The 13,457-nt window shown below is 38.7% G+C and carries 8 protein-coding genes; 2 read left to right on the top strand and 6 right to left on the bottom strand.

Annotated features, from left to right (window positions below; genetic code table 11):
• Positions 1–3: 3 nt before the first annotated feature.
• Positions 4–543, bottom strand: a complete 540-nt coding sequence (gene syd / locus AAGD16_RS10095; RefSeq protein ID WP_036953897.1) for a SecY-interacting protein — start codon at positions 541–543, stop codon at positions 4–6.
• Positions 544–602: 59 nt separating this feature from the next.
• Between syd and queF the strand changes: the two genes are divergently transcribed.
• Positions 603–1,448: an NADPH-dependent 7-cyano-7-deazaguanine reductase QueF gene (queF, locus tag AAGD16_RS10100; RefSeq protein ID WP_028834075.1), complete on the top strand. Its 846-nt coding sequence runs from the start codon at positions 603–605 to the stop codon at positions 1,446–1,448.
• A 43-nt stretch (positions 1,449–1,491) separates the two neighbouring features.
• On the opposite strand, the gene AAGD16_RS10105 is transcribed toward queF, so the two are convergent.
• The 3 genes from AAGD16_RS10105 to AAGD16_RS10115 are packed head-to-tail and all read right to left on the bottom strand — an operon-like array spanning position 1,492 to position 7,815.
• Entirely contained in the window at positions 1,492–2,376 is an 885-nt protein-coding gene (locus AAGD16_RS10105) for a peptidylprolyl isomerase (protein WP_096038603.1), read from the bottom strand.
• Between the two features lie 25 nt (positions 2,377–2,401).
• Positions 2,402–6,088 (bottom strand): translocation/assembly module TamB domain-containing protein, encoded by a 3,687-nt coding sequence (locus AAGD16_RS10110; protein ID WP_377111485.1) that lies wholly within the window; start codon positions 6,086–6,088, stop codon positions 2,402–2,404.
• Positions 6,088–7,815 carry an autotransporter assembly complex family protein gene (locus AAGD16_RS10115; RefSeq protein ID WP_377111488.1) on the bottom strand — a complete coding sequence of 576 codons (1,728 nt, stop codon included), beginning with the start codon at positions 7,813–7,815 and terminating at the stop codon, positions 6,088–6,090. The genes AAGD16_RS10110 and AAGD16_RS10115 overlap by 1 nt, the downstream gene beginning before the upstream one ends.
• Before the next feature lie 192 nt (positions 7,816–8,007).
• Between AAGD16_RS10115 and AAGD16_RS10120 the strand changes: the two genes are divergently transcribed.
• The gene (locus tag AAGD16_RS10120; RefSeq protein ID WP_008109396.1) at positions 8,008–8,340 is read left to right on the top strand and encodes a ribonuclease E inhibitor RraB; all 333 of its coding nucleotides are present in this window, start codon (positions 8,008–8,010) and stop codon (positions 8,338–8,340) included.
• A 36-nt stretch (positions 8,341–8,376) separates the two neighbouring features.
• Here AAGD16_RS10120 and AAGD16_RS10125 read toward each other — a convergent pair whose 3' ends face one another.
• Positions 8,377–10,128, bottom strand: coding sequence for a DEAD/DEAH box helicase (locus tag AAGD16_RS10125; protein WP_096038606.1), 1,752 nt, complete (start codon positions 10,126–10,128; stop codon positions 8,377–8,379).
• A 252-nt stretch (positions 10,129–10,380) separates the two neighbouring features.
• Complete coding sequence (locus tag AAGD16_RS10130; protein ID WP_058154990.1) at positions 10,381–13,272, bottom strand: TonB-dependent receptor domain-containing protein; 2,892 nt, start codon at positions 13,270–13,272, stop codon at positions 10,381–10,383.
• Positions 13,273–13,457 lie beyond the last annotated feature (185 nt).

Consider the following 13,457-nt stretch of genomic DNA (forward strand, 5'->3'; position numbering starts at 1 on the left):
TAATTATACTGTCAACGATGCTATAAATTCACTGAGGTTTTTGGCAAGTACATGATGTGGCTTTTTACCTACATACTCTAAGCACACCTCACCTGTTTCTACTAATACGGTAACAAGCAAATCGTCTTGGTCGGTTAACCCAATAAATACACTTGGCGCTTGTTTGAGTTTACGTTTCATTAAAACATGGCCAGTGATATTTTGTTGCAGTAGGTCAAAATCATCTTCATTCCATGCTTGTAATAATTCCACTTGATGTCCGTCAATATTGGCTACAACACTGCCAGCAAACATATGACCATAAAATTGACTCAACGCCTCTGGAAACTCAAGCTCCAATGCGTTAGCGAGATCGGTTAATGAACCTGTAGGCTCTCTAACTATCGCTTGCCATTGGATCATGCCATGTTCATCGGCGCTACCTATTTCACATGGGCTTGGCCATTGCTCATCGTGGACGATTAATGGGCGCTTTTGTGTATTAGTAATCGTTTGTTCGCTAAATTTTTCGTGAAGTTGAGCTAATTGCATTGCAACAGACATACTGTGAAACTCATTTAATTTATATATAATGCATCCATTGTAACTATTTAAGAGCAAACATGACAGATTACAGCAATTCTCCCGATCTTAAAGGCAGCGTACTTGGTCAATCTACTGAGTATGTCGATCAATACACGCCCAGCTTGCTTTTTCCTATTGCTCGCAAGCTTAATCGCGATTCATTAAGTATTGATGAAACTGCGCTGCCGTTTAAAGGCCAAGACATATGGACAGGTTACGAACTGTCTTGGTTAAATACTAAAGGTAAGCCTCAAGTTGCGGTGGCATTGTTTACTTTCGAATGTCAAAGTAGTCATATTATTGAATCAAAGTCGTTTAAGCTTTATTTAAACAGCTTTAATCAAAGCCGTTTTGGGAGTATTGAAATTGTTAAACAACATTTAATTGACGACTTATCCAATGCGGTAAACAGCCCTGTAAAGGTAACCTTATACAGCGCTGATGACTACAATTGTATTCCTTGCACACCGCTTCCAGGTGAGTGTATTGATGAGTTAGATATTGAGATAGATAACTACCATATTGATGCCCATTCACTTAAATCACAAAGCAATAAAATAGTCACCGAAACTTTGCATAGCCACTTGCTTAAGTCTAACTGTTTAATTACTTCACAACCGGATTGGGCGAGTATTATTATTCGCTATACCGGTGAGCAAGTTTGTCGTGAGTCATTATTACGCTATTTAATTTCATTTAGAACTCACAATGAGTTTCATGAGCAATGTGTGGAACGTATTTACAGCGACTTAACCACTCAACTCCATATTAAAGAACTTGAAGTATACGCTCGTTATACGCGCCGTGGTGGGCTTGATATAAACCCATATCGCTCAACACATTATAACGAAACCCCATTTTCGGTAAAAATAAACCGTCAATAAGTGTCGCGTTACCTTAACAAAAAAGGAGCCTGAGGCTCCTTTTTTAGTCATTAAGTTGCTTAGTTGGCACCGCCATGCCACACACATCAATATAATTATGGCTGTACGCAAACCATTCTTCGCTGCGGTTACCCCTAGCAATAATTAATTGTTTGAATGAATCAGAGTCTGTTTTCATTACTTTAAATTGGCTGCTATCGTCTGCTACATCCGCTAATACTTGTAGATCAGTAATGGGGTTAAACTCGGTATTCTCAGTTGGCGTTCGCACTAGCTGATGAAAATGTGCCATGCCTTTAAGCACCCGACCAAACACGGTAATATTTTTGTCTAAATAACGCGGCCCTTGACCTATGGTGACAAAAAACTCACTGCTGGCACTGTTTATATCGTTATCGCGCGCCATTGCAAATATGCCATGACAATGGACTTGCCACGTTTGTGTATGCGCTTGGTTTTGTGCAACCGCAAAGCCACCTAAAAACCCCGTTACGGGTGCATAACCATCACTGCCCATCTCGGTTATTGAAAGTGGCTCAGTGGTGGTTAAATAAAATTCCGCTGGCACCGTGTTATCTTTAGTTTTGGCTAACTTTTTACCCGTACTATCGCCACCTTGAGCTACAAACCCTTCAACAAAACGGTAAATGTGAGTACCTTGATAAAAGCCTTGTCTTGCCAGTTTTTTAATATTCGCAGTGTGTTTAGGCGCAAGTTTGGGGTTAAGCTCAATATATGCGGCGCCTGTGGGCAGGGTTAACTTTAGAATATTCTCTGATTCGACCCATCGCCATTCATCATCTTTAGCCGCCGCAATAATCTCACTGCTTGTTAGCTTTTTAGCCGATGAGGCTGGTGATTGAGTACTGTGCTGGGCACACCCACCTAACAAGGCCGACACTAAAAGGGTCACTACACACTTTTTCATACCTTTCCTTTTTTATAGTTATCTATTAGTCCCAATCAAACTTATACAGTATGTCTACGTTTTGGTATAAGCCACTGGTTATTTCTATGTATAGTTTAGAGAGTAACTGGTAGCGCACAGCCACTTCACTGAGTGAGTCGAACACCCCGACACTGTACTTAACCTGTAAGCTTGGGGCTATATAACCCGATATTTCTACTTTTGTTTGTTCACCACTGCCTTTAGAGCTTAAGCTTACATCAGATAAACCAAAGGTTTCACCCACCTTAGAAACCACTCCCTCACTGCGACTCACACCTTGCGAAAGTAATAGCTGAGTTAACATAGCATCTGTAGAGCTGTCGCCCTCTCCTAATGGTTGCCCATTGAGTAAATAGGCTAAGGCTTGGGCTTGATCCATCGCAGGCTCAGAAAATACTTTTAACGTAGGTTGCTCAACACTGCCGGTTAAAGTCACCCCGGCAATCACACCATCAGCGGTATTATCTGGGTTACGAATCGCTTTAATGTTGAGATACGGTTTGTCGATTGCGCCACTAAAACCTACTTGCCCTGTTCTAATTATCAAGTCTTGCCCGAAGGCTAAATACGTCCCTTCTATTAAATTAAGCTCTCCGGTTGCAATAATTGGCGTACCTTGGCTCATTTTAAGCGCTAAATCACCAGTTACTTTAGACTTGAGTCCAAACGATTCGACTTTTACATCATTTTTTACTGTTACTTTTAAGTCTACATCATAATCAAAAGGGACTTTTTTAGCCGCTTGTGTTTTTTGATCAATAATTATTTCATCATCGCTTACTTGCACCGCGCCCTCGGGCAGCTCTTCAATTTCTATACGTCCATAAGGCACAACCACTTCACCGACAAGGTTAAGCGCGTTATCTGCTATGCCGATTTTTAGATCGGGTGATACTTTAAATATCACACCCTGCTGCGCTCTAACAAAAAACTCATTGCCAACAACTGCAACATTAACCGCGGGTTGCTCACCTTGCCAATCAACATCACCGGTAAGTTTAACTTGCCCGCCTTGAGTATCACTTAAGTTACCTTTAATCGTTGCCGTGGTTTTATTAAATAAAATATGTATATTAGAGTCTTTAAGTGCAACGGGTAATTGCTCTCCCTCTAAATTAATGTCTGCTATATTAAGCTCACCATCTAACTGAGGATCTTTGAGCGTTCCTGCTAATGTAACCTGTCCGCTGATTGCCCCTTTAAGTTGCTCAAGCGTATCTAAAAATGGCTGAATGTCTGAGAGTAAAATTTTATCTATATTAACGTTACCAGAGAGTGTTTGTGTATTTTGAATGTCGTCAATATTTATATCGGTAGCTATTTTACCTAACACACTGGATGCCAAGTTAGCTTCAATTTTACCAACCTGCGAATCTGAAAAAGCACGAATACTGAGTGTTTCTATTGGGAGTTTAAATCGATCCTCTTCTGAGGTTAGCACTGCATTTAATCCATTAGAATTTACATTGGCTCTGAGTGTTTTAAGTGCACCTGACTGCCAATTAGCAGCAAAATCACCTGTTAAGTCTCCGCGTGTGCGAATATTATCTGGTAATAAGTGCTTAAGCTCTGCAAGTGAGAGGTTAGCAAGCTTTGCATTAAACTGCCCTAGCGCTTTTGTTTGCGACAAGGTATCTATACACAACTTACTTTGAGCTGATTGCCAACAATGAGCGCTCACATCAAAATCCCCGTTTTGTGTATTCACCATAACGGATATTTTTTTAGTATTATTAAAACTCAGCTTTTTATCACTAAGGGTTATGTCACTTAGCTCACCATTCCAAATGGCATTTTTCATTTTGCCATTAAGCTCAAGTTCCACCGCGCCTTTTTCGGCATCAATCGACGCGCTAAGTTGATGATCTGTTTTATCACCACTGGCAGCTATGTTTATATTATTAATTTGCTGCCCAGCGACCAGTGCAGATGCAACATTAACACTGAGATCAGTTTGCCAATCAGCGGCCGTATCTAGTTGAGATTTTATAGCAAGTTTATTAATGTTTATCTCATTAAAAATAAAACGATCTAGTATGACGGCTAAGTTAACCGAAGGGGTTAATCTGTTGCCGCGTACTTTTAAATCCGCTTTACCGTTAGCAATAAAAGGAAGATTAGCCTGCTCATCACTATTAAGCGTGATATCACCGTCAACTTGCCATGTATCATCTACCTGCCCATTCAAAGTTAACTTGTTAGCACCACTACTTAAATAAAAACTATCGATATCCGCTTTTAATTGATTATCTAACTTAAAGTTTGCAGCAAACTCTAAGGGAACGTTGTTTAAAAAGCCAGCTAGCTTAGTATTGTTCATTTGTAGCTGCCAGGTATCGACTTGGGCGTTAAATACGCCTTTAAACGTCCCTGAAACATCACTGGTTAGGGCATCGGTTAAGTATTGCGCTTTTAAATTTGATAAAGCGCCGGTAAAGTCCGCTTTAATTCCCTGTTGCCAATCAAGCTGTGCTTGAATATTCGCAGCGCTATCGTTAGTTTTTAAAGCAAGCGTTTCAAGCGTTGCCTTGGTTAGTGTGCCTTTTAGCTGAGCATTTAAATCTACACTTGGATAAGCATCTAGCTGAGTATTACCCGTTAAACTTAATTCATAGTCGTTAGCATTACCTTGGGCACTTAAATTGATGTTTTTAACCTTTAGCTCATTATTTTGTGTATTAATAAGCCATTGATTAATTTTGCCATTAACACTAAAGGGATAGTTTTTCTGTTTGAGGTTGGCTGTTGCTCTCAAATTTAAAGGAAATAATCCTGTGGTATCAAGCGCAATGTTAAGCTTGGCTAGATCACCATTTATATCAAGAGTAGCTCCGTGTTCATTCCCTTTTAAGCTAATGTTGCCGTTAATAGGCATAGCCCCTTCCAGTGTTGCATCAAGCTGAGTATTTAACTGCCACTGCTGATAACCTGCCGATAGTGACTGTACTTTAATAGTGGCATCTTCTACGCTCATTTGCAGGGCAATATCATCAATTGAATAGTGTTGCTCGCCCTGATTTATTGTCACGTTGGTGATATTGAACTGCTCAACATTGATGTTAAGTGGCGAGATAAAATCGATATTGGGTAAAGCTGGTAATTCCTTAATAGCTGTTGTTGTTTGTTGATTAGCCGCTGCTTGTTGAGCTGCGGTTTGCTCTTTTAATACCACATTAATACGAGGAATGGTTAAGCGTTTAATTGTAACATCAGACCCTTCAGCCTTTGCCGACAATTGCAGAGTGTTAAGTGTTACATTTGCACTTGAATGATTTAAAATAAATTCATCAATAGCTAGATTTTTTAATGCAATATTAAAGGGTAAGGTTATTTTTTCTACTGCTTCGGTTGGCGTATCGTCTTTATTTTCAGCGCTTTTTGGCAAGGTTAATTTAATCGACTTAGCGCTTAAATTATCAATACAAATACCATCACATTGCCACCAAAATAAATCTATCTTTAGTTGCTGTGCATTAACGCTTAAGCCATTTTGGTCAAACTGTAAGTTAAATGCGTCATTGTATAAAAATCGGCCATTTTTTATTTCAATGGTTAATCCATCAACCAATTTATTCGCTGTATAAGCAAGCAATTGATTACCAGGGGCGGTAAACAAAACGCAAAACAGTGTAACTAACAGCGTTGCTAAAACGGCGCTAATTATCGCCGTTACTTTTTTAAATACTGACATTAAATTTCAGGCCCTATGGTAATACTTAAACGGGTACTTTTACTTTCTTTTGTGAGCCCCCACGCGTGATCAACTCTTATCGGACCAACCGGTGTTAAATAACGAAAACCAAATCCTGCACCTACTTCAAATTGTTCTGAAAAATCATTGGTTGCGGTCCCCCCATCAACAAACAGCGCAGCTCGCCAATTTTTAGCAAATTGGTAGTTGTATTCAACGGTACTCGCTAATAAATATTTACCACCAATACGCTCACCCTGCTCGTTTTGCGGAGAAATCGACTGATAAGCAAAACCCCTGACACTTTGATCGCCACCGGCATAAAATCGCAAAGAAAATGGCACATTATTTATATCATTAACAATCATTGCGCCCACGTTTGCTTTTAAAAAGATCAGATGGCGGTCAAGGTAAGTACGTAACCAAGCATGCTGTAATTGAACTCTAACCAAATTGGTACTTGAGAGTACGCTATCGAGTCCAAACTCAGCTGAAATAGACCACTGCTCCCCCCAATAAGGTGTGGTGCCACCCTTTGATTGTTTACGCGCATAACTGATCCCAGGCATTAACATTTCAGTTGTTTTTTCTTCGTCATCCCCTATGCGGTAGGTTTCTTGCTCGCGCCTTAAAAAAGCCGTTCGTACCCATTTATGCTCAGTTAACCACTGGCGCTGTAACTGACCTGTTAGTATTTCACTGTAGGTTTCATTGGTTAATTCATCTTCCAACTTATAACCGACAGAAAAGCGCCATAAATCATCGTTCGGATCATTCACCGGCACGGTGTAAGCCATGGAAATATCTTGCTGTTTTTGAGAAACATTTAAATTGCTTTCAAGATAGTGCCCGTTATCGGTGATCCATGGTTTACTCCATTTAAAACGTACTTTCGGCCCTAAATCTGTACTAAAGCCACCACCAATTTCATAACTATTTTCTGGTTTATGTAACACATCCACTTTTATAGGAACTTGCTTGTTTTTTCTCGCTGTAATATCGGCGTAAACACGCACGCTCTTAAAATAAGGGGTACTTGATAAATCAAGATTATAATCGGCAATATAGGATGCTTTGTACGACTGACCCATTTTAAATGGCGCCAAAGAGCGGATATATTTTTCGGCTGGAGTATTTCTGGCAATTAAAATATCACCAAATTGATAACGAACTCCGCTATCAATAGTAAAAGTAATGGTTGCGCTGTGTTTTTGGAGTGATACTTCAAATTTTCTAACAGGCCATTTTGCATCGAAATATCCATACTCTAGCAACACTGACTCTATTTTTTTATGCGCGCTGCTATAAACCCCATGATTTAAAATATCACCTTGTTTTAAATTAAGATTTTCAATCGTTTTTTGAACGAACGGATCCTGTTTTGCTTCACCATTAACCGTTATATTAAGTGACTCAATACGTGTGGCTGGGCCTCGCTCTATATTTACAACAAGTTCGCGCTCGTCTTTATCAAAATCAATATTTACTACTGGACTATAATAACCTAAGGCTTTGATACTGTTCTCAACTTGCGTTTTTGCATACCGACGAAGTGTACGGGTTGGTTTTTCACCAACAAGTTGTTTTAAATAAAGTGCAACGTTATTTTCTAAGTCGCCACTGATCCCTTTAATTTCATAATCTTCAATTATATTTTCAGAGGCAATAGAAGACAGGCTTACTAACAAGCAAAAAAAACAAAAAAACTTTAAAAGCTGATTGAACAAGTAAATATCCTTACTGTGGTATCCATAAAATAAACCGCTAGACAGAGATATACTACCATAGCCACAATGAGCCTAACATTAACTTAATCGCAATTAACACTCAAAGATGCAGTCAAAATTTAGTACGCGTTAACGGTTTATTTTGGTTACAATAGCTATAACGAGTACAAAATAAAATTAATGAGTTTTTTAATGCAATTCCCTGATGATGACAATGGCCAGCTACTTGCTGAAATTTCCGCCGCTGGTGTAGATTTAAGTAAAATGCAACAAATTGATTTTTACATTTTATTTGAACAACAGGTTGATGCCGAAAAATTTGCAACTGAGATTGTAAACGATGCATTAGTGCAAACTGCTGATGTTGAAAAATGCAAAGATACCGGCGTTTGGGAAGTAATTGCCCATGTACAAATGGTGCCTGAACATGCACTGTTAGGCCAAGCAGAACAATACATTGAAAGCATAGCGAACAGCTTTAATGGCTATGGTGATGGTTGGGGATTAGACGCAGAAGAGGCATAATCCCTAATTTAAATGATGAATGATATCCAGCTTAGTCTATCGACTTAGCTGGTTTGCTTTTCTGAAGCTGCCTTTATAATCAAAAAGTTTATCTGCTACTTTCCAGCCATATTTCTTACTTTTTCGCGCAATCACAAAATCCGGTGGTATTAAATCAAACTGCGCTTTTATAACTTGCTCTGCACTGGTAAATTCAATGGGGGATTGGCCCAGACTTACACGCTTACCAAACTGCTGATGAAAGTAATACCGAGCACCTTTGTTTGATAAATCAAAAATTTCATCACAACTGGCTCCGTCTTCATCAAAATAAGTAATTTTTAACAATTGCTCTTTAAGTTTTACCACACTCAAGCCGCTACAACGTAGGACTAATGCATCTTTAAGGTTTAACGCATTGCGCAGCTTATCATCTGGGTCGGCCATCACAGCATTACAATCATGGCATTTTCGAGCAGCTATATCATTTTGTGCGCCGCACTGCTCACACTCTTTAAAACGAAAGCGGTAATCGCATTGCTCGCTTAAACCGTTATCATCTTCTAGCAAACCTTTACAACGCCTGCCGAAGTGCTCGATTACTTTGCCATCAGCATCTGTTTTGCCCCAAAATATATTGGCAAAGCCACACCCAGGACACAGCACTTGCACGGGTTCATTATCGCTATCGCCTTTTTTATCTCCCACTTCTGGGTAGAATAAATCAAAGCCATTGCCCGCATAGTCAATCACTAAACAATCATCTTTACCCTCAGCCAACCTCAAGCCTCTACCGACAATTTGCTGGTATAAACTTACCGACTCTGTGGGCCGTAAAATAGCAATAAAATCAACATGGGGGGCATCAAAGCCGGTAGTAAGAACCGATATATTCACTAAATACTTTAATTTTTTAGCTTTAAATTGTTTAATTATTTTATCGCGTTCGCTATTTGGCGTATCCCCCGTGATCAGCGCACTGTGATCCTCTGGTAGATAAGTCATTATCTCTTGTGCATGCATAACCGTAGCTGCAAAAATCATCACGCCGTAACGATTTTCACTGTATTGTATAACCTGTTGTAAAATTGTTTGAGTTGCACGGGTCGATTTTTTTAACAGCGCATTCATATCCTCATTGCTATATTGCCCAAATGCATTGCTAGTTAAAGATGAAAAATCATAATGGCTAATTGCAGCATCAACCTCTTTAGGGGGCGTTAAATAGTTATGCTTGATCATATAGCGCAAAGGTAATTCAAAAATACAGTGTTTGAATGGACTCTCTTTATTGCCTCTTACAAACCCATGGTAATGATGCTGATAAATCCAGCCTAACCCAAGGCGGTAAGGCGTTGCTGTTAAGCCTAATACTTTTAATTCAGGGTTGTGAAATTTAAGTGCATTAATAACCTTACCGTATTGGCTTTTCTTTTCGCCATTTACTCTGTGACACTCATCAATAATAAGTAGTGAGTAGTGCTCATTAAGTTTGTCTAAATTACGTGATAACGACTGCACACTCGCAAAAGTGACCTGATGGGTTAACGACTTCTCTTTTAATCCTGCGGAAAATATACTCGCCTCAAGACCAAAGCTTTTATACTTTTGAGCATTTTGCTCAACTAATTCTTTTACGTGCGCCAACACCAATATTTTTTGTTTAGCAATACGCGCAAGCTCAGCTATCACTAAACTTTTACCCGCACCTGTAGGCAGCACAATGACAGCAGGATCATTGGTTTTTCTAAAGTGTAAAACGGTGCGTTCAACCGCCTCTTGCTGATAGGGTCTAAGGGTGTAGGTCATCAAAGGTAAGAATTCTTAATCTAATTAATGGTTATGTTTTAGGAAGACAGCTTTATTTCACATTTGTTTAAATAATTTATATTCATAAACTAATATTCAAACTGTTTATAAATTTAGAGAACTATATTATGTATAAATATAAAAAAATACCCTTAATCAAAATGATTAAGGGTATTTAATTACATACTTAACTTATCTGCAATTCTAAGAAACTCTATTAGTATAAAAATATTATATTAATAGGTAATAGCTTTAAAATTTGTAAGTAGCTTGTAGGTAGGCAAATCGACCAATATTATCGTAAATCGCTGAGCCTGCACCTGTGCCAGTCGTACTTCCTGGTAAGCCACGATTGAATAAGTTATCAACACCTAACTTAAAGCCAACACCACTGTCAAAGTTATAAGCGACTGAAGCATCAGTTATAAAATATGAACCGTAACGCATTTCATTTGACGGGTTAGGGTTTGCTTCTATTTGTGTAGGATTGTATAACTCAACACCGTTAATAAAGCGTGTGCTAAAATCTACAACCAGGTTTTCATAAGTATAATCAACAGAAATACTACCCTGCCATGTTTCATTACCTAATACACCTTCATAGTCTGTGTAATTTTCAGGCTCAGCTGAGAAAGGATAATCCTTTGCTTCAATCAAATAAGTACCAATAAAGCTAGTACCAAAACTACCACCTAGAGCATCAAAATCATAACCCACCTCAAAATCTACACCAGAATTAAGACTGCGTGCGATATTAAGTGCAAAACCTTTTAATAAGGTAATTTCACTTGTATTTGGATCACGAGTTATAAGACCACAGAATTGATTGTCAATACCAGTTGGTGAATCTACACAACGGTCTATGATAGTTTGAAACCCAATACCACTAATTGTGTCATCAATATCAATTTCCCAGTAATCGGCTGTTACACTAAAGCCTTCTAACCATTCTGGCTGGTAAACAATACCTGCCGTAATTGATCTAGATTCTTCTGGCTGTAGGTCTGGATTACCACCAACTAAAGTCTCAAGCGTTGCGCTATCATAACTTGAGTCAAAATCAGCAGGTACACCAAGCGCTGCACAGTTAGCTGCACGAATAGCTCGGCCTGCATCACTCAACTGATCAAGCTCAGATACTTTACATTTATCATCTACATTGGCAAATGACTGACTTTGTCCAGAAAAGAGTTCATCAATGTTTGGCGCACGCATCGCTTCAGATACTGTAAAACGAGCACGTAATTCAGGCGTAATAGTCCAATCTAAGCCTAATTTCCAGCTTGTAGCATCACCTATAGTTGAATAATCAGCATAACGTACAGCTGTGTCAAACACTAAAGTATCGATTAAGAATACATCTTCAATTAATGGTACTGATAGTTCAAAAAACGCTTCTGTTACATCATAACCACCATCCGTTTCACCAAGTGCATTAAAGAATGTAGCCCCTGTTTTAGCAAAAGCATCTTCAATCGTCACACTTGTTTCATCACGGTACTCAACACCACCAGCAAAACCAACCATACCCGCTGGTAGTTCATAAATTGCCGAATTACTAAATGTTGCATTGAATACAGTTTGCTTGATTTCTGATGTACCAATTGATGTTGTTGTCACATAGTCAATTGCTTCTTGGCTAATTGCGCCGTCACCCATTATATTTGCTGCAACACAACCATCTGCACGAGCAGTTTCACTACGACAAACGATATTGCCACTGTCATCAAACACAGCATCAATAGCGTTAGCATAATTAGCCAAAATAACATTTGCGCCATTAATACGTTCTATCTCTGACTTACCATGAACTAAAGAGATATCCATAGACCAATCATCAGTAATATAGCCTTGGATACCTGCTACAAACCGAGTTGTTTCACGAGTATTTTCTTCTAAACGGCGACCAACATCGTTGTACATTTTGTTTACACCGATCATTGATAGCCCTTCTTCATCCATCAATGCTGCAGTGTCAGCTGATAAAAATGCATTATCTCGCTGTATCATATTTGCGCCACTAAAGAAGCGGAAGAAAGGTTGGCCTATATTTTCACCTTCTGTTTTAGAATATTTAGCTTGAAAATATGCGTTTAATTCATCTGTTACGTCATAATTCGTTTTAAAGTTAAAATTAACGCGATCAAACTTAGGTTGTATTTCTGAATATTGGCGTAAGTTAATGAAATCACAACCAGCGCTTCCACAGAATTGGCCATCATCAATAGCACCTGTATAAACATCGTTTAATGAGCTATCACCATTAAATTTACCTAAAATACCACCTGTATTTGGATTCCAAACAGTTCCTTGATTTGAAATTAAATAATAACCAGCATTAGGGACTACTATTCTATCCGGATAAGCTTCGCTATCAATTTGACCTTCTGGGCGAGATTGACCTGTCACAACATCATATGGCATGGATGCATACGATGTTGCAGTCCAAGGGTTGTCTAAAGCATTCAATGAGTTTTGTGTATTATATTCTACAGAGAATGCAGCATTACCACGCCCTTCAGCAAAATCTTTACCGTAAGAAAAAGTATATTTTTCATTTTGATAAGAACTATTATCTGCAAAACCTTTCGTTGCAGATACATTAAAACCAGTAATATCTTTCTTTAATATGAAGTTAACTACACCCGTTACCGCATCGGCACCATATACCGCAGACGCACCACCAGTAATAATCTCAACTTTTTCAATCCAAGAGCTTGGAATGGTATTCGTATCAACAGAAGATGTTCCTGGGGCACTAGAAACATGACGTTTACCGTCAACTAGTACTAATGTACGTTCACTGCCCATACCACGTAAATCTAATAAACTGATACCAGCAGTACCGATAAAACGGCCTGAGTTTGCAAGTGAATAGGTAGTTGCTAAGGCTGGTAGTTTGTTTAGTACTTCACCGATATTCAAAGCACCAGTGCTAACTAAGTCTTCGCCCGTAATTACGGTTACCGGCGATGGTGAAATAGCGCCTTCACGTAATATACGTGAACCTGTTACTTCAATGCGTTCTACTTTTTCTGCATTTTCTTCTTCTGCAGCAAATGAACTTGCTGAGAAAGCAGCTGTAGAAGCTGCACCAAAAGCTATCGCTAAACGAACAGCTTTTGAAACTTTATTGTTCAACATTAAATTCTCCCTAAGGTGTTATTATATTTTTTATTTAACTAAACAGGCAAATATCAGCATTAAAACCTGTCTGTTATTTAACATCTTAAGCTTAATTTATGCACAAGGTCAACAACCCATTTACACATAAATTACAAGAACAAAGTTTTTAACTTTATTTTTTTACATTATCACCAAGTTCTTTC

The sequence above is a fragment of the Pseudoalteromonas sp. M58 genome, from assembly GCF_042604605.1.
In the GTDB taxonomy this organism is placed as follows: Bacteria; Pseudomonadota; Gammaproteobacteria; order Enterobacterales; family Alteromonadaceae; genus Pseudoalteromonas; species Pseudoalteromonas tetraodonis.

Bases quoted from the DNA above. Each gene is read 5' to 3' on its own strand.
- AAGD16_RS10125 (WP_096038606.1), bottom strand. From the start codon at position 10,128: ATGACCTACACCCTTAGACCCTATCAGCAAGAGGCGGTTGAACGCACC.
- AAGD16_RS10110 (WP_377111485.1), bottom strand. From the start codon at position 6,088: ATGTCAGTATTTAAAAAAGTAACGGCGATAATTAGCGCCGTTTTAGCA.
- AAGD16_RS10130 (WP_058154990.1), bottom strand. From the start codon at position 13,272: ATGTTGAACAATAAAGTTTCAAAAGCTGTTCGTTTAGCGATAGCTTTT.
- AAGD16_RS10120 (WP_008109396.1), top strand. From the start codon at position 8,008: ATGCAATTCCCTGATGATGACAATGGCCAGCTACTTGCTGAAATTTCC.
- syd (WP_036953897.1), bottom strand. From the start codon at position 543: ATGTCTGTTGCAATGCAATTAGCTCAACTTCACGAAAAATTTAGCGAA.
- AAGD16_RS10105 (WP_096038603.1), bottom strand. From the start codon at position 2,376: ATGAAAAAGTGTGTAGTGACCCTTTTAGTGTCGGCCTTGTTAGGTGGG.
- queF (WP_028834075.1), top strand. From the start codon at position 603: ATGACAGATTACAGCAATTCTCCCGATCTTAAAGGCAGCGTACTTGGT.